Source organism: Chromobacterium subtsugae (genome assembly GCF_035919665.1).
GTDB lineage: Bacteria > Pseudomonadota > Gammaproteobacteria > Burkholderiales > Chromobacteriaceae > Chromobacterium > Chromobacterium subtsugae.
The window spans coordinates 2,865,460-2,891,567 of the sequence record NZ_CP142381.1 but is presented as its reverse complement, the minus strand read 5'-3'; the positions used below and the strand labels follow the sequence as shown (position 1 = coordinate 2,891,567).

General features: G+C 62.8%; 21 protein-coding genes and 1 tRNA gene. 11 read left to right on the top strand and 11 right to left on the bottom strand.

From position 1 onward, the window contains the following. Positions 1-28: 28 nt before the first annotated feature. The 10 genes from U6115_RS13890 (at position 29) to U6115_RS13845 (ending at position 13,680) form a co-directional block, all read left to right on the top strand. Positions 29-484, top strand: a complete 456-nt coding sequence (locus tag U6115_RS13890) for a hypothetical protein (protein WP_146008288.1) — start codon at positions 29-31, stop codon at positions 482-484. Positions 485-598: 114 nt separating this feature from the next. Continuing rightward, positions 599-1,300, top strand: a complete 702-nt coding sequence (locus tag U6115_RS13885; protein ID WP_043580695.1) for a MarC family protein — start codon at positions 599-601, stop codon at positions 1,298-1,300. A gap of 106 nt (positions 1,301-1,406) precedes the next feature. After that, entirely contained in the window at positions 1,407-2,540 is a 1,134-nt protein-coding gene (yiaY, locus tag U6115_RS13880) for an L-threonine dehydrogenase (RefSeq protein WP_043580697.1), read from the top strand. 189 nt (positions 2,541-2,729) lie between these two features. Then, positions 2,730-3,911 carry an O-succinylhomoserine sulfhydrylase gene (locus tag U6115_RS13875; RefSeq protein WP_043580699.1) on the top strand — a complete coding sequence of 394 codons (1,182 nt, stop codon included), beginning with the start codon at positions 2,730-2,732 and terminating at the stop codon, positions 3,909-3,911. A 199-nt stretch (positions 3,912-4,110) separates the two neighbouring features. Beyond that, the gene (locus U6115_RS13870) at positions 4,111-4,752 is read left to right on the top strand and encodes a TetR/AcrR family transcriptional regulator (RefSeq protein WP_043580701.1); all 642 of its coding nucleotides are present in this window, start codon (positions 4,111-4,113) and stop codon (positions 4,750-4,752) included. 80 nt (positions 4,753-4,832) lie between these two features. Then, positions 4,833-7,286, top strand: coding sequence for an acyl-CoA dehydrogenase (locus U6115_RS13865; protein WP_043580704.1), 2,454 nt, complete (start codon positions 4,833-4,835; stop codon positions 7,284-7,286). A 152-nt stretch (positions 7,287-7,438) separates the two neighbouring features. Beyond that, the gene (locus tag U6115_RS13860) at positions 7,439-7,786 is read left to right on the top strand and encodes an acyl-CoA thioesterase (RefSeq protein WP_230623452.1); all 348 of its coding nucleotides are present in this window, start codon (positions 7,439-7,441) and stop codon (positions 7,784-7,786) included. Between the two features lie 182 nt (positions 7,787-7,968). Further along, entirely contained in the window at positions 7,969-9,450 is a 1,482-nt protein-coding gene (locus U6115_RS13855; RefSeq protein ID WP_047238405.1) for an OmpP1/FadL family transporter, read from the top strand. A 458-nt stretch (positions 9,451-9,908) separates the two neighbouring features. Next, complete coding sequence (locus U6115_RS13850; RefSeq protein ID WP_043581555.1) at positions 9,909-12,284, top strand: 3-hydroxyacyl-CoA dehydrogenase/enoyl-CoA hydratase family protein; 2,376 nt, start codon at positions 9,909-9,911, stop codon at positions 12,282-12,284. A 193-nt stretch (positions 12,285-12,477) separates the two neighbouring features. Next, the gene (locus U6115_RS13845; protein WP_043581557.1) at positions 12,478-13,680 is read left to right on the top strand and encodes an acetyl-CoA C-acyltransferase; all 1,203 of its coding nucleotides are present in this window, start codon (positions 12,478-12,480) and stop codon (positions 13,678-13,680) included. Positions 13,681-13,812: 132 nt separating this feature from the next. Here the strand turns inward: U6115_RS13845 and U6115_RS13840 are convergent, their stop codons facing one another. The 4 genes from U6115_RS13840 to U6115_RS13825 form a co-directional block, all read right to left on the bottom strand. Then, positions 13,813-14,688 (bottom strand): hypothetical protein, encoded by an 876-nt coding sequence (locus U6115_RS13840; RefSeq protein ID WP_052258476.1) that lies wholly within the window; start codon positions 14,686-14,688, stop codon positions 13,813-13,815. Between the two features lie 290 nt (positions 14,689-14,978). Further along, positions 14,979-16,865: a methyl-accepting chemotaxis protein gene (locus tag U6115_RS13835; protein ID WP_043581559.1), complete on the bottom strand. Its 1,887-nt coding sequence runs from the start codon at positions 16,863-16,865 to the stop codon at positions 14,979-14,981. A gap of 103 nt (positions 16,866-16,968) precedes the next feature. Beyond that, positions 16,969-17,838 (bottom strand): IS3 family transposase, encoded by an 870-nt coding sequence (locus tag U6115_RS13830; protein WP_101527471.1) that lies wholly within the window; start codon positions 17,836-17,838, stop codon positions 16,969-16,971. Beyond that, the gene (locus tag U6115_RS13825) at positions 17,835-18,128 is read right to left on the bottom strand and encodes a transposase (RefSeq protein ID WP_101527445.1); all 294 of its coding nucleotides are present in this window, start codon (positions 18,126-18,128) and stop codon (positions 17,835-17,837) included. The genes U6115_RS13830 and U6115_RS13825 overlap by 4 nt, the downstream gene beginning before the upstream one ends. An 89-nt stretch (positions 18,129-18,217) precedes the next feature. Between U6115_RS13825 and U6115_RS13820 the strand changes: the two genes are divergently transcribed. Next, the gene (locus U6115_RS13820) at positions 18,218-18,502 is read left to right on the top strand and encodes a hypothetical protein (RefSeq protein ID WP_146008289.1); all 285 of its coding nucleotides are present in this window, start codon (positions 18,218-18,220) and stop codon (positions 18,500-18,502) included. A 325-nt stretch (positions 18,503-18,827) separates the two neighbouring features. Here the strand turns inward: U6115_RS13820 and U6115_RS13815 are convergent, their stop codons facing one another. The 7 genes from U6115_RS13815 to U6115_RS13790 form a co-directional block, all read right to left on the bottom strand. Next, on the bottom strand, positions 18,828-19,427 hold the full coding sequence (locus tag U6115_RS13815) for a Vps62-related protein (RefSeq protein WP_043577449.1): 600 nt from the start codon (positions 19,425-19,427) through the stop codon (positions 18,828-18,830). Between the two features lie 495 nt (positions 19,428-19,922). After that, on the bottom strand, positions 19,923-20,063 hold the full coding sequence (locus U6115_RS22805) for an Arm DNA-binding domain-containing protein (protein WP_219945936.1): 141 nt from the start codon (positions 20,061-20,063) through the stop codon (positions 19,923-19,925). 263 nt (positions 20,064-20,326) lie between these two features. Continuing rightward, a tRNA-Ser gene (locus U6115_RS13810) sits at positions 20,327-20,414 on the bottom strand. 98 nt (positions 20,415-20,512) lie between these two features. Beyond that, positions 20,513-22,183: a DNA repair protein RecN gene (gene recN / locus U6115_RS13805; protein ID WP_043577446.1), complete on the bottom strand. Its 1,671-nt coding sequence runs from the start codon at positions 22,181-22,183 to the stop codon at positions 20,513-20,515. 19 nt (positions 22,184-22,202) lie between these two features. Next, entirely contained in the window at positions 22,203-23,078 is an 876-nt protein-coding gene (locus U6115_RS13800; protein WP_043577443.1) for an NAD kinase, read from the bottom strand. Between the two features lie 9 nt (positions 23,079-23,087). Continuing rightward, a complete protein-coding gene (locus U6115_RS13795) occupies positions 23,088-23,756 on the bottom strand; it encodes a response regulator transcription factor (RefSeq protein ID WP_043577439.1) in 669 nt (222 codons plus the stop codon). Continuing rightward, complete coding sequence (locus tag U6115_RS13790; protein ID WP_052258158.1) at positions 23,756-26,044, bottom strand: ATP-binding protein; 2,289 nt, start codon at positions 26,042-26,044, stop codon at positions 23,756-23,758. Before U6115_RS13790 ends, U6115_RS13795 begins: the two co-directional genes overlap by 1 nt. Between the last annotated feature and the right edge of the window lie 64 nt (positions 26,045-26,108).

Genomic DNA, 26,108 nt, shown 5'->3' with positions numbered 1-26,108 from the left:
GGCGGCCAGGCTGTTCGCGCTGTGGCTGGTGGTGATTTCCTTCCAGTCGCTTGGCATTGCCAGCTTTCTGGGCGGGCGGCCCGATAGCGGCGCTGCGGCGCCATTGCTGTATGTGATGCCGCTGTTGCCTTTGCTGCTGGCCGCTTTTCTTTGGTTTTTCCCGATGTTCATCGCGCACAAGCTGGTGCCGCGCACGCATGACGCCAATGCGCTGAAGATTCCAGGGCGCGAGTTGCTGGCGGCAGGCACAGCCATTCTCGGGCTTTGGGCATCGTTGCGAGCTTTGCCGCAATTGTTCGCGGTGCTGGGCTTGCTGATTGCCGCCGATCGGCCGGCGCTGGGTTTTTACTTCACTCCGGACCGCCGTCTGGATCTGTTGAGCTGCCTGCTGGAAGCGGCGTTCGGGATATTCTTGGTGGCGCGGCCCTGGTGGGTGGCGCGGCGGATTCTGCCGGAAGGGGCGCCGCGGACGGATGCGCAATAGCCGGAACCCCGCTTGGCTGAATTGAATTGGAAAGCCCGCTGGCAAGCGGGCTTTTTTGCGTTTACATTTACGATCCTGAAAAGATTTTAAACATCTGCCCGCGGAGCTGCCCTAATGCCGTTGCTGTCCATCTTCCTGACCAAATTTCTGTTCGTGATGGCGGCGCTGCTGCCCATCATGAATCCGCCGGGCCTGGTGCCCATCTTCATCTCGATGACGGCGCGCAACACGCCGCAGCAGCGCCGCTACCTGGCGCGGCGCATCGCGCTGTATTGCGCCTTGCTGCTGGTGGGCAGCATGTATGTCGGCGGCTATGTGCTGTCGTTTTTCGGGGTGTCACTGCCGGTGGTGCAGATGTCCGGCGGCTTGCTGATCACCTTCGCCGCCTGGCGCATGTTGAACGACACGCCGGCCGAGGCCAGCCAGCCGTCGACCGAGCCGTCGCGCGGCGACAGCCAGGCCGAGCTCAAGCAGCGCGCCTTTTACCCGCTGACTTTCCCGCTGACGGTGGGGCCGGGCTCCATCTCGGTCGCCATCACCATCGGCGCCACGCTCACCGGCAGCGGCAAGGGCATCGTCCGTTACGCGGTGGCGCCGCTGGCGGGCTCCGCCGCCATCCTGGCCTGCAGCGTGCTGGTGTATCTGTGCTACAGCCACGCCGACAAGCTGCTGCGCTACCTGGGCCAGACCGGCTCGGTGGTGTTTCTGCGGCTGTCGGCCTTCATTCTGCTGTGCCTGGGGGTGCAGATCATGTGGGACGGCTTCGGCGAGCTGGCGGCGCAATGGCTGCGCGACAATGCCGCCAGCTTCCACTGACGCGGGCCGCGCCTTGCGGCTTTTGTTGACCTGAGGCAAGGCGGGAGGAGGGCGGCGGGGCGCAGACTATGTTCATGACATCGGTCCACTGAACGGAGACGAAACCATGAGCACCAGCGCTTTCTTCATCCCCTCGCTCAACCTGATGGGCGCCGGCTGTCTGCGGCAAGCCGTCGACGCCATGCGCGGCTACGGTTTCCGCCGCGCGCTTGTCGTCACCGACCAGGGCTTGGTCAAGGCCGGCCTGGCCGGCAAGGTGGCGGAATTGCTGGGCGAGGCCGACATCGAGCCGGTGATCTTCGACGGCGTGCATCCCAATCCCAGCTGCGCCAATGTCGAAGCGGGTCTCGCCTTGTTGCGGGAAAAACACTGCGACGCGGTGGTGTCGCTGGGCGGCGGCTCGCCGCACGACTGCGCCAAGGCCATCGCGCTGGTGGCGGTGAATGGCGGCAAGATCCAGGACTACGAGGGCGTGGACAAGTCGGCCAAGCCGCAACTGCCGCTGGTGGCGATCAACACCACCGCCGGTACCGCGTCCGAAATGACGCGCTTTTGCATCATCACCGACGAGTCGCGCCATATCAAGATGGCCATCGTCGACAAGCACACCACGCCGATTCTGTCGGTCAACGATCCGGAAACCATGGCCGGCATGCCGGCCGCGCTGACCGCCGCCACCGGCATGGACGCGCTGACCCACGCGGTGGAGGCCTATGTGTCCACCATCGCCACCCCCATCACCGATGCCTGCGCCTTGAAGGCGGTGGAGCTGATCGCCGGTTTCCTGCGCCGCGCGGTGAAGGATGGCAAGGACATGGAAGCGCGCGAGCAGATGGCTTACGCGCAATTCCTGGCCGGCATGGCCTTCAATAACGCGTCCTTGGGGTATGTGCACGCGATGGCGCACCAGCTGGGCGGTTTCTACGACTTGCCGCACGGCGTGTGCAACGCGGTGCTGCTGCCGCATGTGCAGGCTTTCAATGCCGAGGCGGCCGGAGGCCGGCTGGGCGATGTGGCCGTCGCGCTGGGCGAGGAGGCGCGCAGTCCGGAAGCCGCCATCGCGGCGATAAGGCGGCTGGCGGCCGATGTCGGCATCCCGGCCGGGCTGGCGCAATTGGGCGTGAAGGACGCTGATATTCCTTTATTGGCGGGCAATGCGCTGAACGACGCCTGCGGTTTGACCAATCCGCGCAAGGCCAGCCACGAAGAAATCTGCGCGATCTTCCGCGCCGCGCTGTAGGCCGCGCACGGCCTCCCGCCTTGCAACCCGCCATCGCAGGATGGCGGGTTTTTTCCTGTTTTTCCCGCCAAATGCCGCGCCGGGCACGACGATAGCGCCGGACGGCATTTAGCAAGCGGGCGGTTTTCAGGCAAGATGGATGGGTAATGACAACCGGCTTCGGCCGGATGATGAGAAAGAGAGAAGCGCATGTCCGACCTGCAACCATCCTCCCTGCACCCGGAAACGCAGGCCATTCGAGCCGGCCGCACCGTCAGCGAATTCGGCGAACACAGCCAGGCCCTGTATCTGACCTCCAGCTTCACCTACGAGTCCGCGGCCCAGGCCGCCGCGATGTTCCTGGGCGAAGTGGAGGGCTACACCTATTCCCGTTTCACCAACCCCACCGTGGCGGCTTTCCAGCAGCGGCTGGCGGCGATGGAGGGCGGCGAGCGCGCCATCGCCACCGCCACCGGCATGGCGGCGATCCAGGCGATCATGATGACGCTGCTGAAGGCGGGCGACCACATCGTATCGTCGCAAAGCCTGTTCGGCTCCACCACCAATCTGTTCGCCGGCCAGCTGTCGAAATTCGGCGTGGCCACCCGTTTCGTCGACGCCAGGGATCTGGCCGCCTGGCGCGCGGCGATCACGCCGGAAACCCGGCTGTTGTTCCTGGAGACACCGTCCAATCCGCTGACCGAGGTGGCCGACGTGGCCGCCATCGCCGCCATCGCCCATGAGCATGGCGCGCTGCTGGTGGTGGATAACAGTTTCTGTTCGCCGGCGCTGCAGCAGCCGCTGGCGCTGGGCGCCGACCTGGTGATGCATTCGGCCACCAAATTCCTCGATGGCCATGGCCGGGTGATGGGCGGAGCGGTGGTGGGCAGCGACGCGCTGATCGAACAAATCTATCTGCATGTGCGCGCGGCCGGGCCGTCGCTGTCGCCGTTCAACGCCTGGACGCTGTTGTCGGGCATGGAAACCCTGCACCTGCGGATGGAAAAGCACAGCGCCAACGCGCTGGAGCTGGCGCGCTGGCTGGAGAGCCTGCCGCAGGTGGAGCGGGTGTACTACCCCGGGCTGGAAAGCCATCCGCAGCATGAATTGGCGCGGCGCCAGCAAAAAAGCGGCGGCGCGGTGGTGTCCTTCGTGGTGAAGGGCGGCCGCGAGGCGGCCTGGCGGGTGGTCGATGCCGCGCAGGTGATCTCCCGCACCGCCAATCTGGGGGATGTGAAGTCCACCATCACCCACCCGGCCAGCACCACGCACGCGCGGGTCAGCCAGGAGGCGCGCGACCGGGCGGGCATCGTCGAAGGGCTGTTGCGCGTCAGCGTCGGTCTGGAAAATGTGGCCGACCTTAAACAAGATCTGTTACGAGGCCTTGACTAAGCCCTTTTAACGCGTGTTTCATTCAAACGGCAGTCTAAAATTGGACTGCCGTTTTTGTATTGCCCTGAGTCGGTGAATGTCGCGGGCATGGTCTTGCCTTGACATTGATCAAATTAAAACGTAAGTTTGAAACGCTTGTTCGAAAGCTGAGATGAGCAAGACTAAACCACAAGCAAATACAATAAAGGCACTGGAGAACATGGAGGCAAGCCGTCCCGACACCGCTACCCGCATTCTGGATGTTGCAGAACGTCTGTTCGTGGAGCACGGTTTCGAGGCGACTTCGCTGCGCATGATCACCCAGCAGGCCGAGGTGAATCTGGCCGCGGTGAACTATCACTTCGGCTCCAAGGACGCATTGTTCGAATCCGTGTTCATGCGCCGGCTGGCCCCGCTGCTGGAGGGCTGCCTGCTAGAACTCGACAAGCTGGAAGCGGAAGAGGGCGAGTTGCCCCTGGATCAGCTGGTATTGTCGTTCATCCGACCCTGCCTGGCGCTGTCCAAGGACCCGTCCCGCGGCGGCGCGATGTTCGTGCGCCTGCTGTCGCGCACGCTGGTGGAAAACCACCGGCTGCTGCGCGAGACCATCTCCCAGCAATACAGCGTATTCGTGCAACGCTATACCAGCGCCTTCCAGAAGGCGCTGCCCCATCTGGAGCCGGAGCAGTTGGCCTGGCGCATGCACCTCGCCTTCAGCGTCATGTTCAACGCTTTCGCCGGTAACGATGTGCTGAAAATCTTCACGCGCAGCCAGATCGTCACCGCGCGGGATCCGGACATGATCGTCAAATATCTGGTGCCTTTCGTGATTGCCGGTTTGGTTTCGCCTGTCGAAGGCTGATTCCGCGCCGCCTGCCGGAGTATGACAAAAGCAAGGCAGCGGTTTGCGGGAGTGAGGGGTCAACACGAGGGTAATACACAATGATTGCTGCCATTCTTCTGATCGCGCTGCTCGGCGCGCTGGCGTACTTCGCCGCGCCGGTGCTGGCCTGGACTGTGGGCATCGCCGCCTGGCTCGCCGCGCTCCAGTTCGTTTTCCATTGTCCGCCGTCCGTCGCCGTCTGGGCGATGTTCGCCGTTGTCGCCGCGGTGCTCAATATCGTGCCGCTGCGCCGCGCGGTGTTCACCGGCCCCGTATTCGGCATCTTCAAGAAAATCACTCCGGCGATGTCGCAGACCGAACAGGAAGCGATCAACGCCGGCACCGTATGGTGGGACCGCGATCTGTTCTCCGGCAAGCCGGACTATCAGCGCCTGCTGTCTTTTCCGGATCCGAAGCTGACGGCTGAAGAGCAGGCCTTCATCGACGGCCCGACCGAACAGCTGTGCGGCATGATCGACGACTGGAAGATCACCCACGAGCTGAAGGACCTGCCGCCGGAAGTATGGCAGTTCATCAAGGACAACGGCTTCCTGGGCATGATCGTCAAGAAGAAATACGGCGGCCTGGAGTTCTCCAACTACGCCCATGCCAAGGTGGTGACCAAGATCGCCACCCGCGGCGGCTCCGCCGCCGTATCGGTGATGGTGCCCAACTCGCTCGGCCCGGGCGAGCTGCTGCAGCACTACGGTACTGAAGCGCAGAAGGACTACTATCTGCCGCGCCTGGCCAAGGGCCAGGAAGTGCCTTGCTTCGCGCTGACCAGCCCGTACGCCGGCTCCGACGCCGGCAGCATTCCCGACTTCGGCGTGGTATGCCGCGGCTCCTACACCCACCCGCGCACCGGCGAGCACTTCGAAAACGTGCTGGGCGTGCGCGTGAGCTGGGAAAAGCGCTGGATCACCCTGGCGCCGGTGGCCACCATCTTGGGCCTGGCGTTCAAGATGTACGACCCCGACCACCTGCTGGGCGACAAGGAAGACATCGGCATCACCTGCGCGCTGGTGCCGACCGAGCACGCCGGCGTGGAAATCGGCCGTCGCCATTTCCCGGGCGGCGCCGCCTTCATGAACGGCCCGACCTGGGGCAAGGACGTGTTCATTCCGCTGGACTGGATCATCGGCGGCCGCGATTTCGCCGGCCAGGGCTGGCGCATGCTGGTTGAGTGCCTGTCGGTAGGCCGCTGCATCTCGCTGCCGGCGATGTCGGTGGCCTGCGGCAAGCTGACTACCTGGACCACCGGCGCCTATGCCCGTATCCGCGACCAGTTCGGCCTGCCCATCGGCAAGTTCGAAGGCGTGGATGAGGCGATGGCCCGCATCGGCGGCTTCACCTACCAGATGGAGGCGTCGCAGGATCTGGCGCTGACCGCGCTGGATAACGGCGAGAAGCCGTCGGTGCTGTCCGCCATCCTGAAGTACCACAACACCGAGCGCATGCGCAAAACCCTGAACGACGCGATGGACGTGCATGGCGGCAAGGCAGTGGTGCTGGGCCCGCGCAACTACCTGGCGCGCGGCTACCAGGCGATTCCGATCGGCATCACCGTGGAAGGCGCCAACATCCTGACCCGTTCGATGATCATCTACGGCCAGGGCGCCATCCGCTGCCATCCCTTCGTGCTGCGCGAAATGAAAGCCGCGATGGCCAACGACGGCGCCGAGTTCGACAAGGCGATCACCGGCCACATCAACTTCGTGATCAGCAACAAGGTGCGCGCCTTCTGGCTGGGCCTGACTGGCGCCTGCTTCGCCGGCAGCCCGAAGGGCGGCGTCACCGCGCGCTACTACAAACAGACCACCCGCCTGTCCAGCGCCTTCGCGCTGCTGTCCGACATGGCCATGTTCAGCCTGGGCGGCTCGCTGAAGTTCCGCGAGAAGCTGTCGGCCCGCCTCGGCGACATGCTGTCCGGGCTGTACATCGCCACCGCCTGCCTGAAGCGCTTCGAGCGCGACGGCGCGCCGAAGGAAGACATCGCGGTGATGAGCTGGGCGGTGGAAAACGCGCTGTACGACGTGCAAGTGGCGATGGACGGCTTTCTGGCCAACCTGCCCAACCGCGCGCTGGCGTGGATTCTGCGCCGCATCATCTTCCCGTGGGGCCTGACGTTGAAGCCGGCGTCCGACCGCGTCGGCACCAAGGTGGCGCGCGCGCTGATGGAGCCCGGCGCCACCCGCGACCGCCTTACCCGCGGCATGTACGTGTCCAAGGATGAAAACGACGCGGTCGGCGTGCTGGGCCACGCGCTGGAGGCCGTGCTGGCGACCGAGCCGGTGGAGCAGAAGCTGCGCAAGCTGGCCCGCGACGGCAAGTTCCGCACCATCACCGCCCGCGAGCGCCTGGCCGAAGCGCTGCAGACCGGCCTGATCACGCAAGCCGAGTTCGACGCCGTCGCCCGCGCCCGCAAGCTGAAGCGCGACGTGATCATGGTGGACGACTTCGACATGAAGCTGGAGCAGCATGATGACAAAATGCTGCAGCGCCTGATTTTCTAAGATCGGCAAAGTGGTACTATCGCCGGACACGCGCGACGTGTCCGGCGTTGACGAAAACGGCTGCGACGCGATTGCGGCCGTTTTCGTCAACGCTTAGCGCCCGGCGGGCAGGAGTTCAAGCAATGGAGCAGCAGGAGCAACGGATTCCGGTCTTGCGAGTCAGGGCCCTGCCCACCAGCACCAATGCCTACGGCAGGGTGCAGGCCGGCTGGCTGATGAGCCAGATCGACATGGCCGGCAGTCTGGACGCCGAACGGCTGTCGCGCGGTCCGGTCACCACGGTGGCGGTCAACGCCTTCCAGTTCGCCGCGCCCATCATGCTGGGCGACGTGGTGGACATGTATGTGGAACGGCTGCGGATAGGGCAGAAGTCCATCACGCTGAAGATTTCGGTGGAGGCGGAGCGGATGGACGGCTCGCACGTGCGCGTGACCGAAGTGATCGCCACCTATGTCGCTATCGACCGCGATGGCAAGTCGCGCCTGCTGGGCCAGGATTGAGGAAAGTGTTGCCGTATTTCCCGATTGTTGTGGAAATGTTGCATTAAAACGAACGTTTGGAACAAAAGCTCTGCGGTTTGGTGGGATTGCTCTAATTCTCTGGTAGCATCGATTATGACTCACGCCATGATTGGGTCATCGTTAATGAAAATATCTACTCAAGAAATATCAGAGAGGGAAGCATGAAGCTCAAGCATCTTAGCCTGTCCGTGATGATCATGGGCACTGCGCTCGGCCTGGCGTCCACTCAGGCGGCTGCCTCGGGTTATCAGTTCGGTTCGCAAAGCGTCTCCGGCCAGGGCACTGCCCATGCCAACGGCGCGGAAGCCAACGATCCGTCCACCATCTTCTCCAACCCGGCCGGCCTGACTAGGCTGGACGGCACCCAGCTCTCCACTGGCGTCACCCTGGTGGTGCCGCACTCCGAATACACTGACAACGGCTCCAAGAATGTGTTGGGCCAGCCCACCGGCGGCGACAACGGCGGCACTTTCGCGCCTAAGGCGGTGGCGGCGCCGACCTTCTACCTGTCCAGCAAGATCAACGACAGAATCACCGCCGGCATCGGCATGTACGTGCCCTACGGCGCCAAGCTGGACTACGGCTTCAACTGGGCCGGCCGCTACGCGCTGAAGAGCATCGACCTGCAGTCGCTGAACATCAACCCGTCCATCGCCTTCAAGTTGGATGAGCGCAATTCTTTGGGTTTCGGAATTTCGGCTCAGTACATGGACGCCACCCTGGAGCAGATGGCTGACGCCACGTCCGGCCTCGCCATGAAGGCGGCCGCAGCTGGCGGCATCACCGGTCCGTATGGTCCGGGGGGGGCGACCGTTACCTTGACCAATCCGGCGCAGATCTCCGCTGTAATGCGGGCTGGCGGCATTGGCGGCGATGGTCTGGCTCACGTTGAGGGTAATGACTGGGGATTCGGCTGGAATATCGGCTACATGTTCCAGTTGAATGAAAACACTCGCTTCGGCCTGGCCTACCGCTCCACTGTGAAGCAATCGTTGCAAGGCTCTTCTACTTGGACGTTCAATAACGTCCAAGGCAATGTGACCATCGGCGGGGTGACGCTGCCTGCCGCTGTCGCGGCCAAGCTTGCGCACCCGGATGCTTCCGCGTCTGTCGATGTCAGCACGCCGGAGACGGCATCGGCCAACTTCTTCCATCAGCTGAATCCGAAAATTGCGTTGATGGGCGATGTGACCTGGGTGCGCAACTCGCGTCTGCAGCAGATCGACATCAAGCAGTCGACCGTTAACGGCGTGGTGCAGGGCGATCTGGTGTTGCATCAGAACTGGAAAGATACCTGGCGCGTGTCGGTCGGCTCCAACTACCAGCTGAGCGATGCCTGGATGCTGCGCGGCGGCTTGGCCTGGGAGCAGTCTCCGGTGAAGTCGGATGACCAGCGCCATCCGGCGATTCCGGATAGCGATCGCATCTGGCTGTCGCTGGGCGCCAACTTCAAGATCAACAAGCAAAGCTCGATCGATATGGCGTACAGTTTCATCGACTTCAAGAGCGCCAACGTCAACTACTCGGATACTTGCAACCCGACCGGCAATAACGGCGCATGTACCGGCAACGGCGGCACGGTCAATGGCAGCTACAAGACCTATCTGCAACTGCTCGGCCTGCAGTACAACTACCGCTTCTAAGCCGTCTTTAATGGCTTGAAACTCCGACAGGGCAGGCGCGCAGCGTCTGCCCTGTTGTCGTTCCGGCACAGTGGGCGGCTTTGTTGCGGCCGCGCCAGCGCCGCATGCAGTTTTTTTACAAAAGCTGCTTTGATTTTGCCCAAAATGGGTTAGACTAATCCGACATAAAAGCGAGTGTTTGATATTTTATCGACGCTGGCCGATCTGCAGGACGATTCCGCGGCGCGCGGGCCGTCCGAATGGTCTACAAAGCGGGTCCGGCAACGGGCCGCGAGTGGTGACGGACCGGAAGAATAGCGAATATCGCCGGCCACGCTATCAAGTAGTACCCGCCTGCGCCGCTCCAGCCTCTGGCGGAGCGGGGGCAGGGCAAGGACGATTCAACGCTCGTCCTTGAAGCAAGCTGGACAGGTTGAGAGGGGCCTGTCTCATGTGTGTTTCAACAAATCGAGGAAACCATGTCTCAAACCAAATTCAATGTGCGCAAGGTAGCCGTGCTCGGTGCCGGCGTGATGGGGGCGCAGATCGCCGCTCATCTGGTAAACGCCAAAGTCCCGACCATCCTGTTTGATCTTCCGGCCAAGGAAGGCGACAAGAACGGCATCGCGCTGAAGGCCATCGACGGTCTGAAAAAGCTGAAACCCTCTCCGCTGGCGGGCAGCGATGTGGTGGCCCACATCCAGCCGGCCAACTACGACGACCATCTGCACCTGCTGAAGGATTGCGACCTGGTGATCGAGGCCATCGCCGAGCGCATGGACTGGAAGGTGGACCTGTACCACAAGGTGGCCCCGCATCTGGGCGAGCACACCATCTTCGCCACCAACACCTCCGGCCTGTCGATCAACAAGCTGGCCGAAGGCTGCCCGGATTCGGTGCGCCCGCGCTTCTGCGGCGTGCATTTCTTCAACCCGCCGCGCTACATGCACCTGGTTGAAATCATTCCCTGCGTGACCTCCGACGCCCACATCCTGGACAACCTGGAACGCTTCCTGGTGTCCACGCTGGGCAAGGGCGTGGTACGCGCGAAAGACACCCCGAACTTCGTCGCCAACCGCATCGGCGTGTTCTCGATGCTGGCCACCATCGCCAATGCCGCCAAGTACGGCATCCGCTTCGACGTGGTCGACGACCTGACCGGCCCGCGTCTGGGCCGTCCGAAGTCCGCCACCTTCCGCACCGCCGACGTGGTGGGCCTGGACACCTTCGCCCACGTGGTGAAGACCATGCAGGACACCCTGCCGCAAGATCCGTGGCACGGCCTGTTCCAGACTCCGGACTGGATGCAGAAGCTGATCGCCGCCGGCGCGCTGGGCGCCAAGACCAAGGCCGGCATCTACAAGAAAGACGGCAAGCGCATGCTGGTGCTCGACCCGGCCAAGGGCGAGTATGTCGGCTCCGGCGAGAAGGGCGACGACGCGGTCAAGGACATCCTGAAGATCGCCGATCCGGCGGAGAAATTCCAGAAGCTGCGCGACAGCGAGCATCCGCAGGCGCAATTCCTGTGGGCATGTTTCCGCGACGTGTTCCACTACATCTCCTACCACCTGGGCGATATCGCCAATTGCGCGCGCGATGTCGATTTCGCCATCCGCTGGGGCTTCGGTTGGAGCGCCGGTCCGTTCGAGACCTGGCAATCCGCCGGCTGGCAGCAAGTTGCGAAATGGCTGCAGGAAGACGTCAAGGCCGGCAAGGCCCTGACCGCCGCCGAACTGCCGGCCTGGGTGCTGGAGAGTGATCGCGCCGGCGTGCATTTCGCCGAAGGCTCGTTCAACGCCGCCGACAAGAAGCTGATTGGCCGCTCCGCGCTGGATGTTTACCAGCGTCAGCTGGCGCCGGCCAAGGTGCTGGGCGAAGCCGTGGCGCCGCTGGGCGAAACCGTGTTTGAAAACGAGGGCGTGCGCGCCTTCACCACCGGCGACGATGTGCTGGTGGTGTCGTTCAAGTCCAAGGCCCACGCCATCGGCCCGGCCGTGCTGGAAGGCCTGAACACCGCCATCGACATCGCCGAAGACCGCTTCAAGGGCCTGGTGATCTGGCAGACCGAAGAGCCGTTCTCGGTCGGCGCCGACCTGCAGTCGATGATGCCGGCCTTCATGATGGGCGATTGGGACGCCATCGATTCGATGATCGGCCGCTTCCAGACCACCGCCTTGCGCCTGCGCTACAGCCAGATCCCGACCGTGGCCGCTACCCAGGGCTATGTATTCGGCGGCGGCTGCGAATTCGCGATGCACTGCGACAAGACCGTGGCGGCGCTGGAGTCCTATGTCGGTCTGGTGGAAGTGGGCGTGGGCCTGCTGCCGGGCGGCGGCGGCTGCAAGGAATTCGCGCTGCGCGCTTCGCAGGAGGCCCGCGGCGACGTGCTGGCGGCGCTGAAGGACTACTTCATGAACATCGCCACCGCCAAGGTCGCCACCAGCGGCGTCGAGGCGCAGGAGCTGGGCTTCTTCCGCAAGGGCGATCCGGTGGTGTTCAACGCCTATGAGCTGCTGTACGTGGCCAAGAAGCAGGCGCTGGCGCTGGCAGAATCCGGCTACCGTCCGCCGCTGAAGGTGAAGGGCTTCCCGGTGGCTGGCCGTTCCGGCGCCGCGTCGATCAAGGGCCAACTGGTGAACATGCTGGAAGGCAACTTCATCAGCCAGCACGACTTCTTCATCGCTTCGCAGATCGCCGACGTGATGACTGGCGGCGATGTGGAGGCCGGCACCCTGGTTAACGAGCAATGGATTCTGGACCTGGAGCGCAAGGCTTTCATGACCCTGCTGAAAAACTCCAAGACCCAGGACCGCATCGCGAACATGCTGACCACCGGCAAGCCGCTGCGCAACTAAGTGCTTGGGGATGATTCTGCTGCGCGTGCCGATCTCAAGGCTGTGATGCTCGCCGTACCACTTGTACGGCTGCGCTTCTCGCCTTGACCTCGGCCCGCTCGCTGCGAATCCTCCCGCAAGCACGGCCAATAGCCAGATGATAGGTCGGTTGATTTCTACCGCTTGGATCAGCCGGCCGACAGGAGAATCGAAAATGAGCAAACAAGTACAAGAAGCTTACATCGTCGCCGCCACCCGCACCCCGGTGGGCAAGGCGCCGCGCGGCATGATGCGCCATGTGCGCCCGGACGACATGCTGGCGCATGTGATCACCGGCGCGCTGGCCCAGGTGCCGACCCTGGACCCGAAACTGATTTCCGACTGCGTGGTCGGTTGCGCCTTCCCGGAAGCGGAGCAGGGCCTGAACATGGCGCGCATCGGCGTGCTGCTGGCCGGCCTGCCCAACACCGTGGGCGGCATCACCATCAACCGCTACTGCTCGTCCGGCATCAACGCCGTGCAGATGGCCGCCGACCGCATCCGCCTGGGCGAAGCCGACGTGGTGATCGCGGCCGGTTCCGAATCGATGTCGCTGGTTCCGATGATGGGCAACAAGGTGTCGCTGAACCCGGAAATCTTCGCCAAGGACGAGAACTACGGCATCGCCTACGGCATGGGCCTGACCGCTGAAAAAGTGGCGCAGCAGTGGGGCGTGTCGCGCGAAGACCAGGACGCGTTCGCGGTGGAATCCCACCGCCGCGCGCTGGCCGCCATCGACGGAGGCAAGTTCAAGAGCGAGATCACCCCGCTGGAAGTGACTTACCGCACGCCGAACCTGGAAACCGGCGAAGTGGTGAGCAAGACCCGCGTGCTGGACACCGACGAGGGCCCGCGCCGCGAAACCACGCTGGAAGGCCTGGCCAAGCTGAAAACCGTGTTCGACGCCAAGGGTTCGGTCACCGCCGGCAACTCTTCGCAGATGTCCGACGGCGCCGGCGCGGTGATCCTGGTGTCCGAGCGCGTGCTCAAGGAGTTCAACCTGGTGCCGCTGGCCCGCTACGTGACCTTCTCGGTCAAGGGCGTGCCGCCGGAAATCATGGGCATCGGTCCGAAGGAAGCCATCCCGGCCGCGCTGGCCCAAGCCGGCTTGAAGCAGGACGACCTGAAATGGATCGAGCTGAACGAAGCCTTCGCCGCCCAGGCGTTGGCGGTGGCGCGCGATCTGGAGCTGGACATGTCCAAGGTGAACCCGCACGGCGGCGCGATCGCCCTGGGCCACCCGCTGGGCGCGACCGGCGCCATCCGCACCGCCACGCTGGTGCACGGCATGCGCGACGCCGGCCTGAAGGGCCACGGCATGGTGACGATGTGCATCGGCACCGGCATGGGCGCCGCCGGCATCATCGAAGTGATGTAAGCCAGCTACCTTCCGCTACCCGCGATAAACCCGCCGGATTCCCGGCGGGTTTTTTCATGCGCGTGCGCGCGCTGGCCGGATGAGAAAAGCCTGCCCCTTGGGCAGGCTTTTCCGCGCCGTGAGATTGCGCGTTTAACGTCCCATGTAACGGATCACGTTCATATTGCCGGAGCTGCGCACCACCACCCAGCCTGCCGGAATCGGCGAGCCCAGCATCACCGTGATTTCCGTCCCCGGCGCGGCGCCCTTGGTATAGCGGATGACATTGCTGTTGCCATTGGCGCGCACCACTACCCAGTCGGCGGGAATGGGCGAGCCCAGCATAACGGTAATCTCGTTGCCATAGCTGGAGCCATTCAGATTGCGCAGCGTGTTCATATTGCCGTCGCCGCGCACGATTGCCCAGCCGTCCGGTATCGGCGAGCCCAGCATCACCGAGATTTCCGTTCCCGGCGCCGCGCCCTTGGTGTAGCGGATGACATTGCTGTTGCCATTGGCGCGCACCACTACCCAGTCGGCGGGGATGGGAGAGCCCAGCATCACGGTGATTTCGCTGCCATAGCTGGAACCGTTGAGATTATGCAGCACGTTCATTTTGCCGTCGCCGCGAACGATCACCCAGCCGTCCGGCGTCGGCGAGCCCAGCATTACCGCGATTTCGGTTCCCAACGACGCGCCTTTGCTGTAGTAGATGACGTTAGTGGTGCCGGTAGAGCGGATCACCACCCAGTCTTTGGGAATCGGAGAGCCCAGCATGACCGACAGCTGCTGAGTGTAGGACGCGCCGTGGGTGTCGGTGATTTCGTTCTGGTTGCCGCTGCTGCGGGTGATGACCCAGCCATCGGGAACCGGCGAGCCCAGCATGATCCATAGCGGTTGGCCGTAATACAACGGCGCGAAGCGCCCGGTTTGAGGGTTGGCGGGCTGTGCGGCGGAGGCGGCATTGGCGCAGGCGGCGCCGGCCAGCAGCGCTGCGGCGGCGATACGGAACAGTGTCTTGTTTGTCATGGAATGATGATCTTGGCGTGCTTGTTGCGGTTGGTCGAATGACGCGTTTGTCGAGCGGTGCGGGGTGTCCGGGCTGTCGCTATTGAAACTGCGCGGCCGGATATTTTAAAATGACTATGTCATTTATTTTATGAGCATGTCGCAATTTTGGCAATCGCGGACGTCGCCGATGGATCGGAGCTGTCGCTGGAGCGGGTGGAAAGGACGGAGGGAGGCATGCGGGCCAATGCCATGCGCGCTTGGCTGCGATAGGGCAGGCAAGCGCGCGGTTGATGGCGTGGGTTTTGGCGCTAGATGCGGAAACGGCTGATCAGCGTATCCTGGCGCGCGACTTTTTCCGACGTTTCATTGCAATGCTGCAATTGCACCTCGGCGACATCGGCCACTTGCTGGCCTATCTGCTGGATATTGCCGGCGCTGTGGCTGATGTCCTGCGCCATGCCGCTTTGACGCTGGATGGTGCTGGCGATTTCGCTGTTTTTGCGGTTGATGTCGGCGATCACGTCCTGGATGCGCAGCAGCATTTCGCTGGTCTGTTCCGCCTCGGCCACGGTATGGCCGGCGCGCTCGCGGCTTTCCTCCATTTTCTGGTGCGCTTGCCCCACCCCGCGTTGCAGCTGCTCTATCGTGCTGCGTATCTCCTGGGTGGCGCTCTGGGTTTGCGACGCCAGCTTGCGCACTTCGTCGGCGACCACCGCGAAGCCGCGCCCCAGCTCGCCCGCCCGCGCGGCCTCGATGGCGGCGTTGAGCGCCAGCAGATTGGTCTGCTCCGCCACGCCGGTAATCACTTGGACGATGGATTCGATATTTTTGCTGAAGGCGGCCAGCTCGCCCATCGATTGCGAAGTTTCCTCCATGGTCTGCGCCAGTTTGCAGATGGACTGGGCGGATTGGGCCACCTGTTTCACCCGGCCATCGGTTTCCTCATGCGCCTGCTTCGCCGCGGCGGCCACGGCGCTGGCATTATTGTTGATTTCCCCGGTGGTGTCGGCCATTTCCTGGATCGCCGATGCCAGGCCGTCCAGCTCCTGCTGCAGGCGGGCGGCCTCGTTGCGGCTTTGGCGGGCTTCGTTGGCGCTTTGCTCGGTGCTGTCGTGCACCGAATGCGAAATCCGCTGGATGTCGCCGACCAGTTGCTGCAGGTAGGCGAGGAAGGTGTTGAGTTCGCGGGCCACCTCGCCGAATTCATCGCTGGCGGAATCGTCTATCCGGCGCGTCAGATCGCCGTTGCCGCTATTGATTTGCGCCAGCGATGACTTCAGCTGCAGCAGCGGCGCCTGCATCAGCCGCCCCATCAGGCTGCTGAGCGCCAGCATGCTCAGGATTACGCCTATCACCGCGCCTATCATCGCCTGCTGGCCCAGCGAGCGGACGTTGGCCATTACCTTGTCGGTGTCCAGGACGATGCCTACCAGCCATTTGGCGTTTTGCAGCTTGTCCAGCGGCTGGAAGGCCACCATCAGCTTTTTGCCGTTCACGTCGATGTCTTGCAGATCCTTGCTCAAGGCCGGCGCTTGTCCGCCGAACAAGTCGGCCACCGATTTGCCGTTCAGCTTGCCGTCGGGGTGGCTGATGATCTTGCCGTCGGCCGACAGCAAAAAGGCATACCCCGCGCCGTTGAAATTGACGGTGTTCAGCGCTTCGGACACGGTTTTCAGGCTGAGGTCGCCGCCAAACGCGCCCTTGACCGCGCCCTTGTCAGTGAGCTTGGCCACCGCCGAGATCAATATCTCGCCGGAGGCGGCGTCGGGGTAGGGATCGGTCAGCGCGGCGCCGTTGGCGTTCTTGGCCACCGGATACCACGGGCGCTTGCGCGCGTCCCAGTCGGGCGGCGGGTTCCATTTGGGATCGTTGGTGATTCTTTTGCCGTCGGTGTCCAGTCCGCCGAAGATCAGCAGAAACTCCTGCTTGTGCTGAGGGCGGTCGAACACTTCCTGAATGCGCTCCGCGCTGAAGCCGGAGTCTATCAGCTGCGCCATCAAATCTATCTGTTTGAGCTTGCCGTTCAGCCAGTTTTCAATCTGCGCCGCCAGCACTTGGCCGGTTTGGGCGATCTCCTGCTGCTTGTCGCGCCTGACGCTGTCGGCGATGCTGCGGTACTGGATCCAGGACAGCGTGGACACGGTGACGGCCAGGACCAGCGCCGAGATGAGTCCCGCTTTGTGAGCTATTTTCATGATCCGACCCTTGCCGTGGCGCTAATTTGATTTAGGTTAGTACATTTTGCGCAATGGACCAGCCGCGGCCGCATGGTCTGTCCCACTCCCCATGGACAGAGGGTTAAGCACTAAGCTCTGAACGGCGGCGTTCGAATTCAATCGGGGTCAGATACCCCAGGGTTGAATGACGTCGTTGGTGATTGTAAAAGCGGATGTAATCAAACACATCCGTACGCGCCTCCTCGTAGCTCCGGTAGTGGGTCAGATAAACACGTTCCGACTTCAATGAACGGAAGAAGCTCTCCATCGCTGCATTATCCCAGCAGTTCCCGGTGCGGGAGTGGCTCGGTACCATTCCGTGCCGTTTCAGCAATGCCTGGTAGTCAAAGGCACAGTACTGACTCCCGCGGTCCGAATGCAGAATCACCTCTCCTGAAGGCTGGCGGCGCGCCACTGCCATCGTCAGGGCAGCATGCACCAGTTCTTGCTGCATTCGATGATGCATGGCCCAGCCCACTATCGCCCGGGAGTACAAGTCGAGCACCACCGCCAGGTACAGCCACCCTTCACCGGTCCGGATATAGGTCATATCCGACACCCAACGCTGATTGATGTCGCCACCAGCAGCAAATTGTCGCTGCAGCAGATTAGGCGCCACGGGTAGAAGGTGTTGACCACCACTGACGGGTCGACAATGTTTACGAGTTCTAACCCTGATACCGTTTCGCCGCATCAGGCCCGCGATGCGATGCCGCCCGCAGGCGAAGCCCTGTGCAAGAAGTTCGGCATGAATACGCCGATGGCCATAAATACCATTGACCTCGGCATGCACCAGCCGGATTTCACGTAGTAGTTGTCGGTTCGCCATCTCTCGCGCCGAAGGTGGGCGGTGTAGCCACGCATAGTAGCCACTGCGGGACACACGAAACAGTTGGCACATCGGGGCTACCGGGTAGCGGTCCGACAGCGCCTGAATCGCGCGGAATTTCACTTCATGGGTTGCGAGAAGATGGCGAGCGCCTTTTTTAGGACATCGCGCTCCATGGTAACGCGGGCCAGTTCATCCCGCAGTCGCTTGAGCTCGGCGGCTTCACCGGTCTGTTTGCCTCGGCCAGAGAAGGCATCGGGTCCTGCGTCTTGGAGTTGACGCTTCCACTTGCCCAGCAGCGACTCGGTAATGTCGAAGGCTTGGGCAACATGCCGTAACGGGGTGCCGGCAAGTACCTGCTCAACCGCTTCGCGCTTGAGGGCCTCCGGGAAAGTACGTCTGGTCTTGATCATGAACACTGCTCCTTGGTGGGGATTATCCACCTTAAGTTAGTGTCCACGGGGAATGGGACAGACCACAGGTTTTGATTCAGCGGACGGATATGAAGCACCGCCGCCATGTTTTGGTACTCCTCGGGCGTCAGCTTGCCGGAGTCGAGCATGCTCGTCATCACATCGTGGGCTTAGCCCGTGGAGAGGTTCTCCAAGTTCAGCTTGCCGGCCGCTTTGGGAGCGGGCGCATCCGACTGCGCTTCGGTCAGCATTCGGACAATCCGGATGCCTGCGCGGCGTCGGCGATTCGGGGCGCGGATGCCACCGGCTTTGCGGAAAGCGCCGGGGTCAGCATTTTTTCTCCGTTGGCGGCTGTCAGCGTACCTTCAAATTAGCCCGGTAGACATAGCCCGGCGAGTTGATCGGGATCGATCAGGATTCAAATGCTCAAGTCATGGGGCATGGTTTGCCTACAGGGGCAGTCCAGGGGCAGGCCATGCGCGTTTCTGGCAAAACAGCGTGGCGTGTCTTGGTTTTGGTTTGCCGGCGCGGATGGCAACATGGTCAAGGTGACTTGCCAGAAGCCATGGAAGCGAACTGATCCGGTGGCGGGGTCAGTATCGTTGACGTGTACGTTTGAGCAGGTGTTTGATGCTGGTTAGGTGAGTTTTACGGCAAAACGGCAAGCATATTGCTTGCCGTTTTGCATGCACCTACCGGTTAGAGTTTGATGCAGTAGAAGGGGCCGCTAGGCCGGCCATAACCTTTGTTGGCATAGAATGCGCCCGGGGCTGAGGCGATAGCGTAAAGGGAAACATCTAGCTCGGCGCCAGATTTCTCATCATTCCAGATGAGGTCTCCTGCGGAGGTCTCCGAGACGAGGTCCCTGCGGATGCAGCGGTAGTTGGGAATGTAGGGCTTGCTGTAATCGCTCTGCGCTACCGAGCCAATGGCTACATAGCCTGCCGGAGCATTCGGCAGCCAGATGGAGCCATCGCTGCTGCCGCCGCTTCCTTTGTCGGTCCATATCAGAGTGTAGTCTATCGGCAGTGCCAGCAAAGGGGCAGAGCCATCGTCATTTTCCACCTCTACCACCTGGATTGCCCCACTCCCTGATTTGCCGTGATCTCCCTGAGCATGATCGCCAATGATGTACTGGTTGGGATTCGTCGGAGCCGGACGCCAGATGCTGACATCCTTGGCGGAGCCGGTTCCTTTGTCGGTGTAGATCGGGTCATGTAGGTAGTTGGAGATTGTGGTAACGATCAATCTGGCGGATCCAGCGTTCAGGATTTGCTTCACGATTTCGGGCGAATTCATATGAAACTCCTAACGGTAAGTAAGTGTGAAATGAGTGATGTTAATTCACTCATAACTAATTTGGCATTAATTCAGTTGTTATGCCTTGTTACTTGTGACAGTTGTAAGGAAGATAAATAAATGCAAATACAGCAAGACGTCCAAGGCTTTGCCCTTGATGCGCGCAGTCTGAGGCTCGGCATGCCGGCTATGGGCAATCGTTTGCTGATATTCCCAATACGCATGTGAGGAACGTGACGGTCGTGCGGAGTGGCAAGTATCGCGCTTACTTTGGGGAGTAGGGGATGGGTGATGAAGTCGTGCTGCCGGGGGGAGAATTTCCGGGCACTGCTGGAGGCGGCGGCCAAGGCTGGCGCGCGCCAAGCGTTTGATGAGGCGGGCGTCGTGTATGCGGTGAAGCTAGCCACGAGAGTAGATGGCGTAGCGGATGCTGTGCTGAAGGCGTTGGCCGGCGACATTGTGATCGGTCTGCTGGGAGCGATCTGGGCCGTCAAGTCAGTCCGAAGCGCTTCGTGCCTCTCTTGCCGATGCAAGCAAGACGTCCGGGTAATTTCCGATTGTGACGGTATCTTGCTTGCCGTCTGCCGGTCGGCAGTACTGTAGGCGCCACGCTTTCTTGCCGTGGGGATCACCCACACAGCCAACCTGCCACCATCATACAGCTTGATAACGGCAAGACCAGGTTTGGCGGGGTTAATCCTGGCCGTGGTAAGTGGAGCAACGAGTTTTGGCATTTTGGGATCCCGTACCGTCACGGCGCAAGCTTATACGAACAAGGCTACCGTCAAAACAGATTGATGTGTGCTGATTGCCGCTTGCCGGAAATGAAAAAGCCGCCAGTCATAGCAAGCAAACTCAAGGGTTTCGCTTACTACCGCTGACGGCTTCTTGCTGCTATTTGGCGGAGGCTGTGGGATTCGAACCCACGGACGGTTGCCCGTCGGCAGTTTTCAAGACTGCTGGTTTAAACCACTCACCCAAACCTCCCCGAAGTGGTTGATGTCAGGACTTTCGCATGCCGAGCGGCTGCCGTTTTTCCTGAATCATTAAGAGCTGCGGATTGTATCCCGACTTGCCGCTTTTGCCTAGAGGGCGGCGGCGTTTGAGGCCAGCATTTCCGCCGCGTGCTCGCGGGTGGTTTGCGTCAGCTCCGCGCCGCCCAGCATGCGGGCGATTTCCAGCACCCGCTGTTCAGCGTCCAGCGGCGAGATGCGGCTGAGAACCTGTCCCTTTTGCTCGCGCTTGCTGACCTGCCAGTGATGCTTGCCGCAGGACGCCACCTGGGGCAGGTGGGTGATGCACAGCACCTGGTAGCGCTGGCCCAGGTCGCGCAGCATGTGGCCTATCACCTCCGCCACGCGGCCGCCGATGCCGACGTCCACTTCGTCGAAGATCAGAGTCGGCACGCTGGCCACCTGGCTGATGACGACCTGCATGGCCAGGCTGATCCGCGATAGCTCGCCGCCCGAGGCCACCTTGGCCAGCGGACGCAGGCTGGTGCCGGCGTTGGCCGCCACCAGGTATTCGATCGATTCCATGCCGTGCGCGCCTGGCTCGGCCAGCGCCGACAGCTCGATGGCGAAGCGAGAGCCGCCCATCGCCAGCCGCTGCATTTCCTTGCCGATGCGCTCGGACAGTTCGCGCGCGGCCTGGCGGCGCTTGCCGGACAGCGATTCCGCCTGCGCGCGGTAGCGCGCCAGGCTGGCGGCTTCGGCCACGCTCAGCGCTTCGATGTCCACGCTGGCTTCCAGCGCGGCCAGCTGCTGCTGCCAGTCGGCCAGCTTGTCGCCCAGATCGGCCGGCTGGATGCGGTATTTGCGCGCCGCGCTCATCAATAGCTCCAGCCGCCGTTCCATTTCGGCCAGCTGGCCGGGGTCCTGGTCGATGTCGCTGGCGTAGTCGCGCAGGCTGTACACCACCTCGCGCAGTTCGGCGTCCACCGAGTCCAGCAGCGACAGGGTGTCGGCCAGGCGCGGGTCCAGGCTGGACAGCTTGGACAGCCGGCTTTGCACTTGGGCCAGCTGGGTGAGGCAGCTGTTGTCCTGTTCGGACAGCGTGTCCACCGCCAGCTGCGCGCTTTGCACCAGTTCGGCCGAGTTGGCCAGCCGGGTGTGGCTTTGGCTGAGGGTGTTCCATTCGTCCGGCTGCAGATTCAGGTCGGACAGTTCGCCGATTTGCCAAGTCAGCCGCTCGCGCTCCACTTCCGATTCGCGCGACAGCCGCTCGGCGTCGTTGCGCGCCTGGCGGGCGGCCTGCCATTCCTGCCAGGCTTTGTGCACGTCGCGGGCCAGCGCGACCGAACCGGCGTAGGCGTCCAGCAACTGGCGCTGGGTTTCGCTTTTCATCAGCGACTGATGGGCGTGCTGGCCGTGGATGTCCACCAGGAATTCGCCCAATTGCTTGAGCTGGGCCAGGGTGGCGGCCTGGCCGTTGACGAAGCTCTTGGAGCGGCCGCTGCGGTCGATCAGACGGCGCAGCAGCAGCACGCCTTCGTCGCCGGACAATTCGTTGGTTTGCAGCCAGGCGTCGATTTCCGGGCGCCGTTCGGTGGAGAACTCGGCGGTGATTTCGGCGCGCTCGGCGCCTTCGCGCACTTGCGCGCCTTCGGCCCGATCGCCCAGCAGCAGGCCCAGAGCGTCCAGCAGAATGGACTTGCCGGCGCCGGTTTCGCCGGTGAGCACGGTGAAGCCGGCGGAGAAGTCCAGCGCGATGCTGTCGACGATGACGAAGTCTTTTACGGTCAGCGAGAGGAGCATGGTGTGTGGTAGGTCCAGGTTACATCAGGCGCTCGCCCCAGTGCAGCTTGTGGCGCAGCATGTCGTAGTAGTTGTAGCCTTCCGGATGCAGGATGCGCAGCGGATTGCGGTAGCGGCGGATCAGCACCCGGTCCATTTCCATCAGGTCGCAGTGCAGCTGGCCGTCGAAATACACGCGCGCGTCCAGGCCGCGGGTGAGCATGAATTCCACCTCGCAGGAGTCGTTGACCGCAATCGGCCGATTGGACAGCGACTGCGGGCAGATCGGCACCAGCGCGATGGCCTGCAGCGTGGGATGCAGGATGGGGCCGCCGGCCGCCAGCGAGTAGGCGGTGGAGCCGGTGGGGGTGGAGACGATCAGGCCGTCGGAGCGCTGGCTGTAGACGAACTGGTTGTCGATGAAGATTTCGAACTCGATCATCGAGCCGACGGCGCCGCGGCTGAACACCACGTCGTTGAAGGCCAGCGCGCTGGCGACTTCGGCGTCTTCGCGCACCACCGAGGCCTGCAGCAGGATGCGGTCTTCCGGCACGAACTGGCCGTGCAGGATGGCGTCGATCGACGTCAGCATCTCGTGCAGCGGAATGTCGGTCATGAAACCCAGCCTGCCCTGGTTGATGCCGACCAGCGGCACGCGGTAGGGCGCAAGCAGGCGGGCGATGGACAGCATGGTGCCGTCGCCGCCCAGCACGATGCACAGGTCGGCCAGCTTGCCCATGTCGTTGCGGTCTATCAGGGCGTGGCCGCCGGCTTCCTCCGCGCTGAGGCTTTCCTTGTCTATCAGCACGGTGGAGCCGCCCGCGGCCAGGTGGTCGGCCAGCTGCAGCAGCGAGGCGGTGATGCCCGGCTTGCTGTGTCTGGCCACCAGGCAGATGTGTTTGAACAGTCTTTCCATGCGGTGATTCTACTGGTTTGGCGGCGCTTCGTTGAAAAAACTGTCTTCGCTGCGTTTCTTGCCGGTGGCTTCCAGCGCCTTCAGGTAGAAGCGCACCAGATCGGCCAGCGAATCCACGCCCAGCTTGCTGAACAGGTTGGCGCGGTGGACCTCGATGGTGCGCGGCGACAAGTCCAGCTCGCGGGCGATTTCCTTGCTGGACAGGCCGTCGGCCACCAGTTCCAGCACTTCGCGCTCGCGGCCGCTGATGCGCGACAGCTGGCCCATCACTTCCTGGGTTTCCTCTTCTTTCTGATGCTGCTGGATGCTCAGCCGTATGCCCTTGCGCAGGCTGTCTATCAGCCGCGCCTGGTCGATCGGTTTGGTGAGGAAGTCTATCGCGCCGGTCTGGAAGGCGCGTCGGCATTGCTCGATGTCGCCGTGGCCGGTGATGAATACGATGGGAATGGCGATGTCGCGCTCTATCAGCTGCTCCTGCAGCGCCAGGCCGGTGATCTGCGGCATGCGGATATCCAGCACCAGGCAGCAGATCTGATTGCCTTGGTAGCCGTCGAGAAACTCCATCGCATTGGGAAATGTGACGGTTTTCATGCCCTGGGCGGTAATGAGCATGGCCAGCGAATCGAGCACCGCCGGGTCGTCGTCGACAATGAATACGGTGGGTGTCGTGTTTTGCATCAGGCTTCTACTCCGGATGGTGCCGCCACGCGGCGTGTGCCGCATGGCAGGTCGATGATGAATTCCGCTCCCGAGCCCGGTTTGTTGCCGGCGATCAGCTTGCCGCCGAAGGCTTCCACCGCGGTTTGGCAAATCGCCAGTCCCAGCCCCATGCCGTTGGGCTTGGTGCTGAAGAACGGGTCGAAAATCCGGTCCAGCTTGTCTGGGGGGATGCCGCTGCCGTTGTCGCTGATGATGAGCTGCACCCTCTCGCCCTGTCGGCGGGTGGTCAGGCTGAGCCGTCCCCAGGGGCGGGTGTGTTCCATGGCTTCCACCGCGTTGCGCGCCAAGTTCAGCACCACTTGTTCCAGCTGGATAGTGTCAGCGTATACCAACGGCAACTCGGTTGAGAAGTTTTGCTCGATGTGGATGTCGTGGTCCTGCAGTTCGTAGTCGAGCAGCGACAGCGCGTTGTGCACAGCCTGATTCAACTGCACCGGCACCAGTTGCTGGTTTTTGCGGGTGACGAATTCGCGCAGCCGGTGGATGATGCGGCCGGCGCGGTCAGCCTGGCTGACCGATGAGGTGAGGGCGCGGCGCAGCATCGCCATGTCGATCTCGTCGTCGTCCAGCAGGCTGAGGCCGGCCTGGCAGTAGCTCATGATGGCGGATAGCGGCTGATTGATTTCGTGGGCGATGCCGGAAGCCATTTCGCCCATGGTGTTGATGCGGGCGACGCGCGCCAGCTCCATTTCGTGCTGGCGCAGCCGCGTCTCGCTGGCCTCCAGCGCGGCCAGCATGCGGCGGCGTATCGGCGCGGTGTCGCGGAAGGTGATCACCGTGCCTATCAGTTGGCCGCTGCGGCCCAGCAGCGGCGCCACCGCGCCTTCCACCAGCAGCTTTTCGCCGTTGTGGCGCTTCAGGTAGCAGTTTTGCGCCAGGTACACCACCTGGCGGCTGGCGATGGCCTGGTCGACCGGGTCTTGCACCGGATTGCGCGAAAACTCGTAATGCAGCGGCACCACCTGTTGCAGCCGCCGTTGCAGCACCTGGGCGGCGGGCAGGCCCAGCAGGGCTTCCGCGGCGGGGTTCAGGTACTGGATGATCTGTCGGGTGTCGATGCTGATCACGGCGTCGCCGATGCCGCGCAGGGCGACGCTGGCGTACTCGCGTTCGCGGAAGATGTCGTCCTGTATCTGTTCGCGCGCCTGGCGGTTGTATTCCAGCAGCGCCAGGATCACCAGCAGCAGGTAGGCGGGCAGCAAGGCGAACAGCGCGCTCAGCAGGATTTCCCCGGGCGAGGCGCGTTCGAACTGCAGCTGCCGGCTCAGCACCAGATCGTAGGGCAGCGCGGCGGCGGACAGGCTGGCGCGGTGGCTGAGCCGGGGCAGCAGGGCGGCGGGCCAGCCGCCGGTCTGGTCGTCGGATTGGCGCAGCAGGGTCACGACGCCAGTGTCGGCGCCGCTGTCGTGGCGTTGCAGCTTCAGGGTGTACCGGTTTTCCAGTTGCGGCGGTAACGCTAGCAGCGGCTTCAGGTACAGCACCTGAACGATCACGCCGTCCGCCTGCTCTATGCGTATCATCGGCACCGGAGAGGGCGGGGAGGCGCGGTAGACCGCCTGAAACAAGGCCAGCCCCAGTTCGCCATTGTTCAGCTGCAGGGTGGGGGACGAAGCTTGGGTATGGCCCAGCGCGCGGTTGATCGAGGAAGACAGCACGCTGTCGTCGAGCAGGTCCAGGCCCATTTCATTCCAGTCCCGCGAGCCCAGGCCGGGCTCCGCCATGCTGAGCGGCAGATAGCGCGGCCGCGGCGGCGCCGGGCGCCAGGCGGCGGCGTCGCGCCAGTTGTTGTGTTGGTCGTGCAGGTAGTCGCGTATCACATAAGGCTTGCCCAGCAGCTGCGATTGCTGCCGTTCGAAGCCGGCGCGCTCGTCTTGGTCGACCAGCGGCTGGTAGCCGATGTAGTAAAGCTGGGGCTGGCTTTGCGCCGCCGCCAGCGCCAGCGAGCGGATGCGGGCCTGGCGGCCGGGGTGGGCGCTGCTGACGATGTCGCCGACCTCCGCTTGCAGCAGTTCGCTATTGCGCAGCCGATGGCTGATGTTCTGCAGCATCAGCTCGGCGGTTTGCTGGAATTCCTGGCGCTGCAGGCGGAGGTCCAGCAGCAGATTGTGCGCCAGCAGCAGGCCGAAGCCCAGCAGCCAGCACAGCGCGGCCAGCCATTTGCTGCGCGCCGATGCGCGGAGCAGCAGCTGCAGATGCGTTTTGATCGCGCAAAAAGGTGACGGGCGGGGCACTTCGACGTCTGGCATGCTTCAGGCTTTGATTGGATGCAAGTATGATGGGCTGCCGCTGGGCGGGCGTCATTATACCGGC